Origin of the sequence: Acetobacter nitrogenifigens DSM 23921 = NBRC 105050, assembly GCF_000429165.1 — a bacterium.
In the GTDB taxonomy this organism is placed as follows: domain Bacteria; phylum Pseudomonadota; class Alphaproteobacteria; order Acetobacterales; family Acetobacteraceae; genus Acetobacter; species Acetobacter nitrogenifigens.
This window is the reverse complement of record NZ_AUBI01000029.1, coordinates 1-14955: the sequence shown is the minus strand read 5'-3', so window position 1 is coordinate 14955 and position 14955 is coordinate 1. Positions and strand designations below refer to the sequence as shown.

The 14955-nt window shown below is 62.9% G+C and carries 15 protein-coding genes; 14 read left to right on the top strand and 1 reads right to left on the bottom strand.

All coding sequences use genetic code 11. The features are described from left to right. The 14 genes from G442_RS26345 to G442_RS0117935 form a co-directional block, all read left to right on the top strand. Positions 1-295, top strand: a 295-nt coding sequence (locus G442_RS26345; RefSeq protein WP_154660419.1) for a DDE-type integrase/transposase/recombinase, incomplete at its 5' end; no start/stop codon positions are given. A gap of 53 nt (positions 296-348) precedes the next feature. After that, a complete protein-coding gene (locus G442_RS23290; protein WP_051292516.1) occupies positions 349-666 on the top strand; it encodes an antirestriction protein in 318 nt (105 codons plus the stop codon). Positions 667-873: 207 nt separating this feature from the next. Beyond that, positions 874-1023 (top strand): hypothetical protein, encoded by a 150-nt coding sequence (locus tag G442_RS25390; RefSeq protein ID WP_154660418.1) that lies wholly within the window; start codon positions 874-876, stop codon positions 1021-1023. A gap of 195 nt (positions 1024-1218) precedes the next feature. Next, positions 1219-1632, top strand: coding sequence for a single-stranded DNA-binding protein (gene ssb / locus G442_RS23285; RefSeq protein ID WP_051292515.1), 414 nt, complete (start codon positions 1219-1221; stop codon positions 1630-1632). A 496-nt stretch (positions 1633-2128) separates the two neighbouring features. Further along, entirely contained in the window at positions 2129-3304 is a 1176-nt protein-coding gene (locus tag G442_RS0117985; protein WP_026399086.1) for a DUF3991 and TOPRIM domain-containing protein, read from the top strand. A 1-nt stretch (position 3305) separates the two neighbouring features. Next, complete coding sequence (locus G442_RS0117980) at positions 3306-3884, top strand: hypothetical protein (RefSeq protein WP_026399085.1); 579 nt, start codon at positions 3306-3308, stop codon at positions 3882-3884. Positions 3885-4005: 121 nt separating this feature from the next. Further along, on the top strand, positions 4006-6060 hold the full coding sequence (locus G442_RS0117970; protein WP_026399084.1) for an ATP-dependent helicase: 2055 nt from the start codon (positions 4006-4008) through the stop codon (positions 6058-6060). Next, positions 6060-6305 carry a hypothetical protein gene (locus G442_RS25640; protein WP_026399083.1) on the top strand — a complete coding sequence of 82 codons (246 nt, stop codon included), beginning with the start codon at positions 6060-6062 and terminating at the stop codon, positions 6303-6305. Before G442_RS0117970 ends, G442_RS25640 begins: the two co-directional genes overlap by 1 nt. Continuing rightward, positions 6302-7189: a DNA/RNA non-specific endonuclease gene (locus G442_RS0117960; RefSeq protein ID WP_026399082.1), complete on the top strand. Its 888-nt coding sequence runs from the start codon at positions 6302-6304 to the stop codon at positions 7187-7189. The genes G442_RS25640 and G442_RS0117960 overlap by 4 nt, the downstream gene beginning before the upstream one ends. A gap of 74 nt (positions 7190-7263) precedes the next feature. Next, positions 7264-8181 (top strand): TraB/GumN family protein, encoded by a 918-nt coding sequence (locus G442_RS0117955; RefSeq protein WP_246789533.1) that lies wholly within the window; start codon positions 7264-7266, stop codon positions 8179-8181. Positions 8182-8467: 286 nt separating this feature from the next. Then, the gene (locus tag G442_RS26340; RefSeq protein ID WP_246789531.1) at positions 8468-9256 is read left to right on the top strand and encodes an ImuA family protein; all 789 of its coding nucleotides are present in this window, start codon (positions 8468-8470) and stop codon (positions 9254-9256) included. Then, positions 9220-10665, top strand: a complete 1446-nt coding sequence (locus G442_RS0117945; RefSeq protein WP_246789532.1) for a Y-family DNA polymerase — start codon at positions 9220-9222, stop codon at positions 10663-10665. Before G442_RS26340 ends, G442_RS0117945 begins: the two co-directional genes overlap by 37 nt. Before the next feature lie 10 nt (positions 10666-10675). Beyond that, positions 10676-10924 carry a hypothetical protein gene (locus G442_RS0117940; RefSeq protein WP_026399079.1) on the top strand — a complete coding sequence of 83 codons (249 nt, stop codon included), beginning with the start codon at positions 10676-10678 and terminating at the stop codon, positions 10922-10924. Between the two features lie 8 nt (positions 10925-10932). Continuing rightward, positions 10933-14130 (top strand): error-prone DNA polymerase, encoded by a 3198-nt coding sequence (locus G442_RS0117935; protein WP_035376898.1) that lies wholly within the window; start codon positions 10933-10935, stop codon positions 14128-14130. A gap of 306 nt (positions 14131-14436) precedes the next feature. Here G442_RS0117935 and G442_RS0117930 read toward each other — a convergent pair whose 3' ends face one another. Next, positions 14437-14781, bottom strand: coding sequence for a winged helix-turn-helix transcriptional regulator (locus G442_RS0117930; RefSeq protein ID WP_026399026.1), 345 nt, complete (start codon positions 14779-14781; stop codon positions 14437-14439). Between the last annotated feature and the right edge of the window lie 174 nt (positions 14782-14955).

The window sequence follows — 14955 nt, the reverse complement described above, 5'->3', positions numbered from 1 at the left end:
CGACAGGTTGAAATCGTATGGGGCGGCCCGGCGCCAGGTCATGCCGGGTGTGGAGCACCGCTCTCACAAGGGGCTGAACAACAGGGCGGAGAATTCACATCTGCCCTTGCGAAAGCGTGAGCGCGTCATGCAAAAATTCCGGTCCCCGGGAGGCTGCCAGCGTTTCGTCTCCGTCTTCTCCGCCGTCCGTAACCTCTTCGTCGCGCCCCGCTCCATCGACAACGCCCTCTCCCGGCACATCCGGCGGGTCAGGGCATTTGCCCAATGGAATAGCGCCACCGCGCTCCCCGCCTGAAAACGTCAGGACAGCGGGTAACTCAAAAAGCCAAAGTTAACGTGACAGCACCGGTGCGAGTCATCGCCTACGCTCTCGCTAGGAGGCTCTGCGCGGCCTACAGCGGCGGATTCTGGGAATTTTACGACCTTTCGAATGGCGGGTTCTACATGGCCCCGAAAGGCGACGGGAAAGTCCACGTCTTCTGGTCCGACAATTTCTATTCCGGCCAGATGAGCCTCGACGCTTTGGGGATCGTAACCTTCATTTTCACGCTGAACGCGGCGTGGGACGCGACGCACGATGACCGGTTTATCGAAGCGATGGACCGGCTGAAGGACTTCGCGTCCGGGCATGAAGAGCGGCGGGAGATTTTTCGCGCGATCGACTGATCCGAGAAACACAAGGAAATAGAAAGAAAAAGATGAAGGACAGGAAGCGCCCGCCAGAACGCCGCGCCGGCGTCAAGGGGTGGGTGCTCCCCATGCTCGCCCGCTGCGCGGCCTGCGCGTGGGTCCGCTCCCGGCGCTACGCGCCGCCCTTGCCCCCGTCGCGGCGTCCCGGCCGGGGGAAGGGGTTAAAGGAGAAGGGATTTCAAGATGTCCGCTAATCACAAAACCCCGTCGCTGTTGCAGGAAATCGTAACTGTCGGCGTGGGGACCGTCCTGTTTGTCCTCGCAGCGCTGCTCATCGTCGTCGGCCCGGATTTCCTCCTGCCTGACGCGCTGACGCATGCCGGGCTTGGCTGATGCGCAGGCGTAGACGGTAGACCAACGATCTACCGAACGTAGTCCGAAGACTAACCGAAAACCCTATGGCTGCAGCGATGCGGCCTTTCGCATTTCTGGGGGGTCACACGCCCGTATCGCCGCGCGCCGATCTCTATCAGGCGAAGCGGCAGCGCGCCGTGTCGAAATCCGGGAAGAACAGAAGGACATTCTGTGATGAGCGGATCCGTGAATCGCGTCATCCTCATTGGCAATCTTGGAGCCGACCCTGTGCTGGCGACACGGGACGATATCGACATGCGGACCGCCTCGTTTCCACTGGCGACTTCGGAGAGCTGGTCAGACAGCGGCTCGGGCAGGCGGAAACAGAAGCGGGAATGGCATCAGGTCGTGTGCCTGGACGCCCGCGTCGTTCGCGTCGTCGAGCACGGCTGCCGGAAAGGCGCACAGGTCATGATCGAAGGCCGTCTGAGGACGAGGGAATGGACTGACGAGCAAGGCGTCAGAGCCAAAAGAACCGAAATCGTGATCGACGGGCCGGGCTGCGATCTCAGGGTTCTTGAACCGGCCAGGGGCGGGCGGCCGACACGAGACCGCCGCCGTCGACGAACTCCCTACGCCGATCAGTAAGGGAACCAGACCGCCATCGTGGCCGCGCGTGGCGCCAAACAGCAAAGATTGGGACGATCATCATGCCGAGACAATCCATTTCATCCAACGCGTCACCCCGGCCTCATGCTCGCGCGGCATGGCGGCGCCTTTCCCAGGAGGCTTCGTTCCTCGACTACAGCCTCGGCTGTCACGAATTGCCATCGCGCTGCAGCGCGTCGTTGCGGCGGAGAGCGGATCGGGCGCGTCGCGCGGCGTGGGCGCATATGCTGGATGTCGACCATTCGGGACGCGTGTCATGAGCGGCGCGAAAAAAATGGCTGCAAGGGAATATTTCTGCATCCCGTCGCATCATGAAAGCGCACGCAGGTCTTCCGAGACAGGAGAACCGACATGCACGGAACCTCATTCCCGCCTGTACGCTGCTGGCCGCCGTCCGTTCGGTGTGACGGGCGTGCGGAGAAAAGAAAGTCGGTCGACGTTGCGACACAACCCGACAGGGCAAGGAGGGCGCGTCGTGGCTGATGATCGTTCAAGAGAAGCCCAACGCGAGGAACTCGCGAAGCTGCGCGACATGGTCCGTTGTGAAGTGGTTCTGGAAAAGGAGGGATTCCGGCTTGACCGGGAGGCGACGGCGCAACGCTCGGCCAGAAACCTCAAATTCCGGCGCGGCGAAGGCGAGATCATCATCGTCAATCATGACGGGAAAGGCTGGTGGGACGCCACAAATCCCGACCAGAGCGCACGCGGCGATGTTTTCAAGCTCATCCAGCATTTCGATCCGTCGAAGAACCTGGGCCACGTCCGGCGCGAATTGCGCGACCTTGTCGGGATAGAGCCCAGCTATGAGGTTCGCGAGAGGACCAAACCTGACGCCGGGGCGCAGGACCGGAAACGTGATCCGGCGTGGATGTGGGAGCATCGCAACCCGCCTCAGTCCGGCTCGGCGGCATGGCGCTACCTGTCGGAGCAACGCGGTCTGCCCGATCGCGTGCTGGAGGCCGCGGTAAAGCAGAACCTGCTCCGCGAAGGACCAAACGGGACGGCGTGGTTCGCCCACCGGGACAACAGCGGCGCACTGAGCGGCATGGAAATGCGCGGCCCCGAGTATCGGGGGTTTTCAACGGGCGGGATTGGAAAACGCCTCTTCAGGTTCGAGGCGGATCCCGGGACGCCGCCTTCTCGCATCGTCGTCGCCGAAGCGGCGATTGACGCCTTGTCCTTCGCGGCCCTGGACAGGTTCGCGCGTAACTCCATGTATCTGTCGACCGCAGGCGGCATGAGCCCGGAAAGCGTCGCCGAGTTCCGGCAGGTCCTCAGCCTGGCCGCGAAGCAACCCGACAGTCGCCTGATTATCGCGGTCGATAATGATCGCCAGGGCGACCACTACGCGCGGATGTTCACCGCCATGGCTCAGGAGGCGGGACTGTGGAGCGGTCGCCTCTCACCGAAGGAGGCCGGGGGCGACTGGAATCAGGTTCTACGGGCTCGCGGAGGAAAGGACGTCGAGGCTCCACGCCCTTTTGGGGAACTGGCGTCGGCCATGACGCCGGCGCCGACAAAGCCGACCGTGGCGTCGGGTTGGGTCGGTGATCTGGCTGCGCGGAGTGGTCAGACGCTCCCCGCGTCAGCCGCCATAACGGAACCTGCGGCGCAACGCAGCGCAGGCGGGCCGACGCCAGGAGGCCGTTAGGATGACCGAAGAATCGAACAGGCCGTTCGGCAGGGGCCAGCCCGACGAAGATCTGGAGATCAGCGACGCGGCCTGGCGGGCGCGCCTGATCGCGACGTTTCGGAGCAATTCCAGAGCGCAGATGATCTGGCGGCGGCATGCGCCCGATTCCCGTCTGCCGCCACGCCAGTTTGTGGCCTGCACCGATGGCATGAGCGACCTTGCGGGCGTCGTCATCGGGGGCGACGCGCTGGTTACGACGCAACCCGCAGCCTGGGACACCGACGGAACCTTCACCATGCTCGCGGATGACGGGTGCATCCTTACGGTCAATGGCTGGATGTCGACCGCCATTGCGGAAGAAATTTTCGAATCAGAGGAGCTGACCATGGACACTCCAGCCAACGCCCGTTTCGACAGCGTCTTCGATCTGCTCGTCCTCAAGGCGGGGCTTGCGCGGATGCTGGCTCAGTCTCCCGCCGCGAAGTCGTTCTGGGACATCCACCTCAAACGCCTTGGCGCGGCGCCTGGCCGGAAGGACCGTTGCCGCAATGCCTCGTCCGTTTTGACGAGCGAGAGGATCCTCGGCTCGGGCTTGTGATCAGCGGCGTATGGGAAGCCACGCCGGGAGACTGGGATCTGACGCGGCCTTTCCTCGTCATCTCGACGGATGGCGAGATCCGGCGTTGCGAAAGCTGCCTTGCAGAATCGGTGACGGTCCTGTGAGCGCGGCCCTGCCGATCCCGCCACGACTGGCGCCGATCCTTGATGACCTGACCCCGGCCCAGCGCGCGGCGGCGCTCGCGCTGCGTCACGTTCTGGTGCTGGCCGGAGCGGGAACCGGGAAAACCAAGACGCTGACAGCCGGCGTCGCCGCCCGCATTGAACTCTATGGAATGGACCCGTCGAGAATCCTGTGCGTCACCTTCACAAACAAGGCGGCGAGAGAGATGCGCGAGCGCATCTCTCTGGTCTGTGGAGAAGGGATGGCGCCGTCCTGGCTTGGCACGTTCCATGCCCTGTGCGCCCGTCAGTTGCGTGCCGAGCCTGACGTCGCCCATCTGCGGCCGGGTTTCGACATCAGGGATGCGGACGACACGCTGGGCATGGTCCGTCGCCTTGTGAAAGCGACCCCGCGTGAGCGGCTGCCGCGCCCGCAGGACGGTGAGCCGGGCGACGCAAGGCAGATCGCCGCCATGGCGGATCGGATCTCGCGTCTCAAGGAGGATCTCATTACGCCGGATGCGGCGGGCCACCATGTCGAAGCCATGATTGCACGCGCGCATGAGCGACGGAGCTTCATCGATGAAGCGGGATGGCGGTTCGTGGTCGGGTTGTATGGACAGTATCAGGCGTTGCTGCGCGAGCAGAACGCGGCGGACTTCGCGGATCTGCTGATGTGGCCGACGCTCGCCATGGTCCATAACGAGACCTACCGCTACCGCTGGTCACGCCGTTTCACGGCTATCCTCGCGGACGAGTATCAGGACGTGAACCGCGCCCAGTTCCTGTGGCTGAAGATGCTGTCGGACGTGTCGGGCGAGCTCTTCTGCGTCGGCGATGACTCGCAGAGCATTTATTCCTGGCGTGGCGCGAAGGTCGGATTCATTCGTGGTTTCGCAAAGGAATTTCCTGGCGCCCAGATGTTCAAGCTCGAAGAGAATTTCCGCTCGACCGGGAATATTCTGGACGCGTCGAACGCCATCATCGCCCATGACCCGTCGCGAATTCCGAAAACGCTCTATACCCGCAAAGGCGCCGGAAAGCCGATCGAGGTTCTGAATTTCGCCTACGCCAGCGAGGAAGCGGACGCCATCGCGGCCGAAATCGGTCGCCGCGCCGCCGCCGGATCCCTGTGGCATGACATCGCGGTGATCTATCGCCAGAACCGCCTGAGCCGCGCGATCGAGGAGGCGTTGATTCAGGCTCGCGTGCCCTATGAAATCGTTGGAGACGTCGGCTTCTACCAGCGCGTGGCCGTCAAGGACGCTCTCGCCCTGGTCTCTCTTTCCGCACGCCCGGACGATCGGCAGTCCGACGAAGCGTTCCGGCGTGTCGCGAACCGCCCCGCACGCGGTCTGGGGGCCAAAGGTCTCGGCGCTGTGGAGATGGTCGCGCGCGAGCGCGATCTGTCGCTCTTTGCGGCGGTGCGAGAGACGCATCTCTCTCAGAAGGCGGCGGCGGCGCTGACGGAGTTCGAGCGCGTGGTACGTGACATAGGGGCGCGGGAAGGCATCACTGTCGGCGAAAGAATGCGGCTGCTTCTCGAGGAGACCGGCTACTACGCGATGCTCCGCGCGGATGACAGCGAAGACGCTAAAGTCCAGTTGGAGAATCTCGCTGAGCTGGCTGAGGTCGCGGACCGGTATCGCAAGGTCGAGCATCTCATGGAGCACGCCGCCCTGGCGTCCGGGGCTCCCGGAGAGAAGGGGCGGGACCGTGTGCAGCTTCTGACGATGCACAGAGCGAAGGGACTGGAATTCCGCCACGTGTTTCTTCCGGCATGGGAGGAAAACCTTTTCCCCGGCTCCAACACGCGAAACTTCGACGAGGAACGGAGACTGGCCTATGTGGCGCTGACGCGCGCCATGGAACAGGCGACGGTCAGTTCCTGCGACTATCGCCAGGGGACGTCGAGCGTGCCGTCGCGCTTCCTCGACGATATTCCGGAAGATAATCGCGTGAAACGCTGGAACTGGCAGACCGGCGGCGGTGGCGGCGTGGACAGCAAGGCCTGGGCGCAGACGCGGCGTGAGATGGACGCTCTGGGTCTGTAATGCCCGGCCTGTTTCAGGAAACACCCGATCAGGGCGGCGCCCATGATCATGAGATCGTGGGCTCACAAAACCACGGCGTCGCGCGGAGCGGATGGGCTCACCAGTGCTGCGTCTGCGGCAATGGCGCCGCTTTCGGCGCATATCAACGTAACGGGAATACGGAATGGTTCTGTGGCGAACACCGGCGGCTGATGCGGCCGGTCGCGATGCCGCCGATGCCGCGAACGGGCGCGCGCGGGTCATGAAGTCGAGGCGGTGCTGGCTTCTGTCGATGGTCGTGGGTCTCACTGCGCTGGGCCTTGGGTCCGGGGCTTACGGGAAGGAAGCGTGTTCAGACCTTTTTTACGAAGGGAGGATGCCGGTTCTCGGCGGCGAGTTCGGACATGGACGTGTTCTGTGCAACAGGGCTTATGCCGCGATGGACTCGGACGTCTCGCGAGGACCGATCTGGTCGGCGGAGCTGCTGGTCGAGGAAAATCTTGAAGTCGCGGCCAGAACGAAGCGGGAAGGCCATTTTTATCCGGACGCCCGTCTTCCCTATGGCGATCGCGGCGAGCTGGAGGACTGGAAGCACAGCGGCTGGGATCGCGGGCATCTTTCTCCCTCGGGTGATTTCGCCGGCGTCGACGTCCAGGAGGAGTCATACGCCCTGTCCAATGTCGTGCCGCAGGCCCAGGGATTGAACCGTGGCGCATGGGAGGGGATCGAGAGCGCCGTGCGCGGGCTCGCGAACGCAGAGGGCGAAATCTACGTCGTGACCGGGGTTCTGTTTCCTGAGGGCCTGATGCGTCGGCGGGTCGGGCCGGACGGGGTCATGGTCCCGTCGGGCATGTGGAAGGCCGTGTTCGATCCCGTCGCGGGCGGGGCGGCAGTCTATGTCTGCTCCAACGTTGACCAGCCGGATTGCAAGGTCGTGTCTCTGGCGGTGCTCGCGCACTGGGCGGGGATCGACGTGTTTCCGGGGCTTCCGGATGCCGTGAAGCAGCATGTCATGCCGATGCCCGCGATCGAGGCGAGCCCTTACGCAGCCAGTGTCCGCGAGGCGCAATCGCGGGCTGGAGGCTTTGACTGGAATGACCGACGCGCCCGTGAAGTCCTGCGCATGTTGCAGAAGGCGTTGGGGCGGTAACGCGCTATATCTTCATATATTGGAACGGGGTGTTTGTTGTGAAACTGTATAGGTCTCCTTTTGTCGCAGGATTGGTGTTTCTTCTTTCAAATTCGTCGGTTTTGGCTTCTGTTCCTGTTGTCCAGGTGCAGTGGAACAACGGCCCCGTCAGCGTGATAGTGCCGGCAGTGCATGCGCCTGCACAAGGCGTGACGGCCCCCGCCGGAGAGATATTCAAGAACAAGACAGTATTTCTTAGGGAAGGGATGAAAACTGAGGATGTTCCGGAACTCGCAAGCAGCGGCGTCGATCCTTCCTCGGGGAAACCCAACTGGACCGGACAATTGGCTTTTGCCCGCTGGACGAACGATTTCAGTCTCCCCTTGCTGGCGAAAGCATTATCTCTCCATGCTGGTTGCTTCACACGATTGGGGCAGCAACTGACGGGAAAAGCCCAGCCGCCCGAAAAATACGTTCCTGTGATCGCGCTGAATATGAAAACGGCGCGCATGGCCATGGTTGTCGTCGAGACGCCATGTCCGGCGCCAGATGGCCTCTCCCGTGATGCTCGCGTGAACATCGAGGCTGCGAAAATGGGGCTGAAACCGGTATGGCTGGAAAACCCTGTCGAATACAAAAGGACCGAGGATCAAATTCCTGATGCAGCCTATAGCGAAGCCCTTGCCAGGGATCTGAGAGAGATCGGCGATAATACGCTGACCAACGAGATGGTCGAGGTTCTTGAAAAAAGTGGCGATTTCGATGGGTGGGACCGCATGGTTCGCTCGCGGGCGAGCACGCCCGCGCTCGCCACTTTGCTGCGTTACATGGTCGATGAGCGCACCACAGAAATGGTGACCCACATGGAGCCTTACCTACGGGCCGGGGGCGCGGTCGTTCTTGTCGGCATGGGCCATCTTGGCGGCGAAACCGGGGTGCTGTCCCAGCTGCGGCGTGATCATTTCACGGTGAAAATCGTCAAAGCGCCCGACGATGCTGGCATGGCGCCATGATTTCTGGAGCGACGGTTGGCATGTGGCCAGGGCTCTCCGGTGAAGGGCGGCGATCACATACGCCTTGACTCTGAACATCTGTTCTATATTTGTTCTGTATGACCGACACTGTCGATCGGTCCTGGAGGTTACACAAGAAGCGCTCCCGCCTTCAAAAAATTACTGAACGCCAGACTCGCAAGTCTGATCCATCAGACTCCCGGAGTCCGATCGTCAGCCTGAATTTTTATGTTTGTGTTCGCCTTTTGTTCCTGCTTATGGTGCCCTCGAAAGGGGGCATCCGGCCATGGCACACACCCACAATCCAGACATGATGGCACTCCTGCGTGACCAGGTCGCACGGCTTGAGCGCCGCAGTGGACGTCACGCCGATACCATCAAGCTGGCGACCGGCTACGACGAGATTGATGACCACCTTGTCGGCGGCCTGCTTCGTGGCGCGGTGCATGAGTTTGTCGGTGGCCAGCACGATCAAGGCAGCTGCACCCGCCCTGCCCGCTTCGCTGCTTCAATCCTGAGCCGGCATCCCGGGCGGATCGTCTGGCTGTCAGCCAGCCGCTTCGACCTGCATGCAGCCGGGTTACAAAACGCAGGCCTGGATGCCGGTCGACTGATCTGCGTCGAGGCAACCCCCGAGACGATCCAGGGCCTGTGCGAGGACATCCTGCGCGAGCGCGGTGTGCTGGCGCTGGTGGCCGATCTGGATGCGCCCCTGACCCTGACTGCCTCTCGTCGTCTGCAGCTCGCCGCTGAAGCCGGGGGCGTCACAGGCATGCTCCTTCACCGCCTGCCCAAGGGCGGCACGCTGCCCGCCAGTGCAAGCTTTACCCGCTGGCAGATTGGCGCCTCCCCGTCTGTCCTGCTTGTCCAGGGCAGCAGCGGCCTTCCAACACTGGGTGCTGCGCGCTGGCCGTTCTTCCTCCTGGCTTTTCGAGTTTTCCGACGATGGCACGCCGTATTCTGTCCCTCTGGCTCCCGTACTGGCGCACGGATCTCTACCGGCGCCGGCATCCCGACAACGCCGCGTCGTCGGGGCTGGTGCTGCATGGCCATGATGGCCGTCGTCAGGTGGTGATCGCCACAGACGCGACGGCCCGTCGGCAGGGCGTTCAACCAGGCCTGCCGCTTGCCCAGGCGCGCGCCATGATCCCCGACCTGCACGTGGACGCGGCGACGCCGGATCGCGACGATGACGCGCTGGTGCATCTGGTCGAATGGTGTCTGTGGCTGTCGCCTCTGGTCGCGATCGATCCGCCTGACGGCGTGTGGATCGACACGACGGGATGTGATCATCTGCAGGGCGGTGAAGACGCCATGCTGGGCAAGCTCGCCGCCCAACTGCAAGCGCTCGGCTACACGCATCGGATCGCGTTGGCAGACACGCCCGGTGCAGCTTCAGCACAGGCGCGTTTCGGTCGCACGCCCGTGTGCGTCGTGCCATCCGGCGCACAGCGCCAAGCGCTGGCCGACCTGCCGATTGCCAGTCTGCGTCTGGACACTGAAACACGCGAGGCCCTGAACCGTCTCGGCCTGCGGACGGTCGGGGCCCTTCAGGTCGCACCGCGCGCACCGCTGGTGCGGCGCTTTGGCACAACGATGATAACTCAACTCGATCGGGCGTTCGGTGCGGTAAGCGAGCCGATCCGACCTCTGACCCCGCGCGAGGCCGTGCAGGCCCGCGAGACCTTCGTGGAGCCGATCGGCACGGCCGAGGCGATTGCTACCGTCATCGCAACCCTTGTGCCGCCTGTCTGCGCCGCTCTGCTGGCGAGAGGAGAAGGTCTGCGCCTGGCCGACCTGATCTGCGAGCGCGTTGACGGCACCGTGCAGGCTGTACGCGTTGGCACCGCGGCACCCGTGCGCGATATTCCGCATCTGACGCGGCTGCTCGGGGAGCGGATCGACAGCGTCGAGCCAGGCTTTGGGATCGAGGCGATGGCGCTCATCGTCATCCGGCGCGAGACACTGGATGTCAGCCAGACTGTTGGGACTCTGGTCGCGCCTGACGGGGCACGGTCGCACGGGGCGGATCTGTCCTGCCTGATCGATCGGCTGCGCAACCGGGTCGGTCCGGACAAGGTCACGACCCTGCATCCGCATCCCTCCCATCTTCCGGAGCGCAGCCAGGCCCTGCTACCGGTCTCGGGGCACGCGGAAGAGAACAGGCAGGCGCGTGACCGACCGCCTTATCCTCGCCCTGTCCGGTTGTTTTCACCCCCGAAGCCGATCCAGGTCATCAATCTGCTCCCGGATGGCGCACCAAGGCTTTTTGTCTGGGGGACCACGCGTCATCGCGTCCGCGCCGCCGACGGGCCGGAACAGGTGCATGAGGAATGGTGGCGCGCCCCGTCCGTCTATGGGCGCATGCGGGAATACTGGACCGCAGAGACGGAGAGCGGCGAACGGTTCTGGTTGTTTCGACGAGGTGACGCCGACGTCACCCATCCGGGCGACCGGTCCTGGTTCCTGCATGGACTGATGTGAGGCGGCTACGATGACCGATACGCCCCTTATCCCTGCCACATCTGAGGAAATCGCCGACGCGCTGATGCACGCGCTGCGCTATGACGGTCGGCGCCGGGTGCATGACGCTGATGAACTGATGGCCTTTCTCGTCGCCGAGCGCCTGGTCAGCCACCTCCAGCGCTGTGGCTTTCGCCTGATGCGTGTGCAAAATCTTGCACTCCCTGACACCAGCTATCACCGACACCCGAATGCCGATCGCTCGCGCGAGGGCGCATGACTGCGGTAATGACCCAGTCTGAAGCGCCTGACGTGCCCGACGCTTACGTCGAATTGCAGGTCGCGACCAATTTCTCGTTCCTGCGCGGTGCCAGTCACCCGGAGGAACTGTTCGAGCAGGCACGCGTGTTCGGTTACACCGCCCTTGGTGTCGCCGACCACAACAGTGTTGCCGGCATTGTGCGGGCGCACGTGGCGGCCGAGGAACACGGCGTGCGCCTCATTCCGGGTGCCCGCCTGGAACTGACCGATGGTACGGTCCTGCTGGCCTATCCCACGGATCGCGCCGCGTGGGGGCGCTTATGCCAACTCCTGACACGCGGCCACAAGCGGGGTGAGCGACAGGACTTTACCCTGAGCTGGACGGATGTCGCGGATCTCGGCGCCGGGCTGATTCTGATCCTGTCACCTCAGGCAGACGACCCTCACCTTGCCAAGCGCGTTCAGCGCCTCAGGCATCATGTCGATCGGCACACGCATGACGATGGCCCGGTCGGCTACATCGCCCTTACGCGTCACGCCCGGCCCGGTGATATCCCGCGTCTGAAAGCGCTCGAAGCGATGGCCGCAGACGCGGAGCTGCCGACCGTTGTGACCGGCGACGTGCTCTATCACCTGCCACACCGCCATATCCTGCAGGACGTCGTGACCGCCATTCGCTGTGGCCGGACGCTGGAGACGCTGGGCGACGCGCGGGAGCTACATCGCGATCGGCATCTGAAAGCCCCGGAGGCGATGGCCGGGCAGTATGCGGACTTCAAGGGTGCTCTCGGGCGCGCGGCAGAGATTGCCCGGCGCTGTCGGTTTTCGATTTCGAACCTACGATATCAGTATCCAACCGAGACCGAACTCTCAGGGGAAACACCGCACGATACCCTCAAGCGTCTGGTCCGCGAGGCCCTCCCGCGCCGCTATCCCGTGGGGGCGCCCAAGCCGGCGCTCGCCCAGCTCAAGCATGAGCTCGATCTGATCGGGCAACTCGACTACGCCCCCTATTTCCTGACGGTGAATACGATCGTGCGCCAGGCGCGGTCGCTCGGGATTGTCTGTCAGGGGCGCGGCTCTGCCGCCAATTCCGCCGTGTGCTACGTGCTTGGCATCACGGCCATTGATCCGGTGCGATCGGGACTGCTGTTCGAGCGCTTCGTGTCAGCCGAGCGGCGCGAGCCGCCGGACATCGATGTCGATTTCGAAAGCGATCGACGCGAGGAGATCATTCAGTGGATCTACCGGCATTACGGACGCGCACGCTCTGCGCTGTGCGCCACGGTGATGCGATACCAGCCCAAAGGCGCGCTGCGTGAGGTCGGCAAGGTTTTCGGGCTTTCCGACGACCTGATCGGGCAGCTCTCCAAACACCTGGCGTCGGCCCTGACCGATGGAGGGCTCTTGCAGGAGCGCGCCGGCGACCTGAATCTCGACCTCACCGACCGGCCTCTGATGCTCACCCTGCAACTGGCCGTCGAGATCCTGAACTTCCCGCGCCAGCTTGGTACGCATCCCGGTGGCTTCGTGCTGACGCGCGACCGGCTGGACGGTCTGGTGCCAGTCCAGCCGGCGGCGATGGAGGATCGGCAGATCATCGTCTGGGACAAGAACGATATCGAGGCGCTCAAATTCATGAAGGTCGATGTGCTGGGCCTCGGCATGCTCGGCTGTCTGCGCCGCAGTTTCGAGTATCTGGAGCAGCACTATCGCACCACGATGGATATCGCCACGATCCCGGCCGAGGATCCCCAGACCTATGCGATGATCCGCAAGGCAGACACGATTGGTACCTTCCAGATCGAGAGCCGGGCGCAGATGTCGATGCTGCCCCGCCTGAAGCCCACGACCTTTTACGATCTGGTCGTGCAGGTGGCGATCGTGCGCCCCGGGCCGATCCAGGGCGATATGGTGCATCCCTATCTCCGGCGTCGGGACGGGTTGGAAAAACCCGACTGCCCGTCACCGGAATTGCAGGCGATCCTCGGCAAGACGCTCGGCGTGCCGCTATTTCAGGAACAGGCGATGCAGGTCGCAATTCATTGCGCAGGCTTCACTCCGGGCGAAGCCGACCAGCTGCGCCGGTCGATGGCGACCTTCAAATTTACCGGCGGGGTCAGCCACTTTAAAACCAAACTGATCGAAGGGATGGTCGCGAAAGATTACGACCGCGACTTTGCCGAGCGCACCTTCAGTCAGCTTGAAGGCTTTGGCTCTTATGGTTTTCCGGAGAGCCACGCAGCCAGTTTCGCGCTGGTCGCCTATGCGTCGAGCTATCTCAAATGCCACTATCCGGATGTGTTCTGTGCAGCGCTTCTGAATTCGCAGCCAATGGGGTTCTATGCACCGGCGCAGATTGTGCGCGATGCGCGGGAGCACGGGGTCGAGATCCGGGCCATCGACGTCAACCGCTCACGCTGGGACTGCACGCTGGAAGGTCCGCCCGGGCAACGGCAAATGACGGTGCGCCTGGGCATGCGGCTGGTGAAGGGACTGTCCAACGAATATGCCGCGCGTCTGATCGGCAATCGCACGCCGCTCTACGACAGTATTGATGATGTCTGGCGGCGGAGCGATGTCCCTGTATCGGCCCTCGAGCGTCTGGCCGAAGCGGACGCGTTTCGCAGTCTCGGGCTGGATCGGAGAGCCGCCCTTTGGGACATCAAGGGCCTTGCCGACACGCCCCTGCCGCTGTTCGCAGCCGCCGACGTCGGGCGCAACCGGCCAGAGCCTGAGGTGATCGAGCCTGTGTTTCGCCTGACGCCCATGAGCGAAGGTGGTGAAGTCGTCGAGGATTACAACACCACGTCCCTGACGCTGCGGGCGCACCCGGTCGCGTTCCTGCGTCAGGCGCTACAGGCGCGAAAGATCATCAGCTGTGGCGATCTGGCCTCCCGGCGTGACGGGCAGCGTGTGTCAATCGCCGGACTGGTGCTGATGCGTCAACGTCCAGGCACGGCCAAGGGTGTGATGTTCATGACAATCGAGGATGAGAGCGGCACGGCCAATCTCATCCTTTGGAAAGACCGGATCGAGGCGCAGCGACCCATTGTGATCGGGGCGAGCATGATTGCCTGTCACGGAACACTGCAGCGCGAAGGGGACGTCACGCATATTGTTGTTCGGACGTTGGAGGATTTGACGCCTCTGTTGTGCCAGATTGCAAACGACACGCCTCTTGGGCACGACAGTCTGAAGATCACCGCGCGGGATTTTCGTTGATCATAGGAACCATGGCGTCGCGCGGCGTGGATGGGCTCACCTGTGTCGCGTATGCGGCAAGGGCGCCTGTCTGCTCCTACATCACTGAGCGGACAGGTAAATAAGGGGGGGGGGGGCGGAAGGTCGGTTCTTGGGGAGGGATGACAGGAAGCTGCCATTCGCAGCCGGCCTGTTTATTGCGGCTACCGACCAGACTAAGGCGTCCGCGAGCAAAGGCAGGAACGTCTGGATCGGACATCCGCAGCCATCCGAGTTCATGTTGCGGTTTGTGCGTCAGCCTTCTTTTCCATCTCCTGAAGGCGCGGATCAGTGTTTATCGCGCAACAACAAGCGTGATCCCACTTCGACGATCGATTTAATCGCAGGGAGCAACTCACGGCCGAGCGGCGTCAGGTCATATTCGACAGTAGGTGGCGATGTGGGCATCACGCGTCGGCTGAGAACGCCTCGCTGCTCGAGATCGCGCAAGCGACTTGTGATCACCTTGGCCGAAATGAACGGGCAATCGCGCCGCAATTCCGAAAACCGACGTGCCCCGTCATTGAGTGCCCAAATCAATTCGGGCGTCCACAATCCACCGAGCAGTCCCATGCATTTTGACATCGGGCAGCCTGGAAGCGCTTGGACCTTCGCTCTCTGTTTGAGCACCATCGGCAATGTCCTTCGTTCGGTTTCCGATTGGTAACCATAAACGGAAGGTAACCCATAGTTATAAGGTTTCCAAGGGAAACAATCGGAAATATATCGCTAGGAGGCGATCGGATGTCTTGTCGGACGCACCATGCGGCGAGGAAGCACCGTGCCGGGCACTATAGGAAGTATATA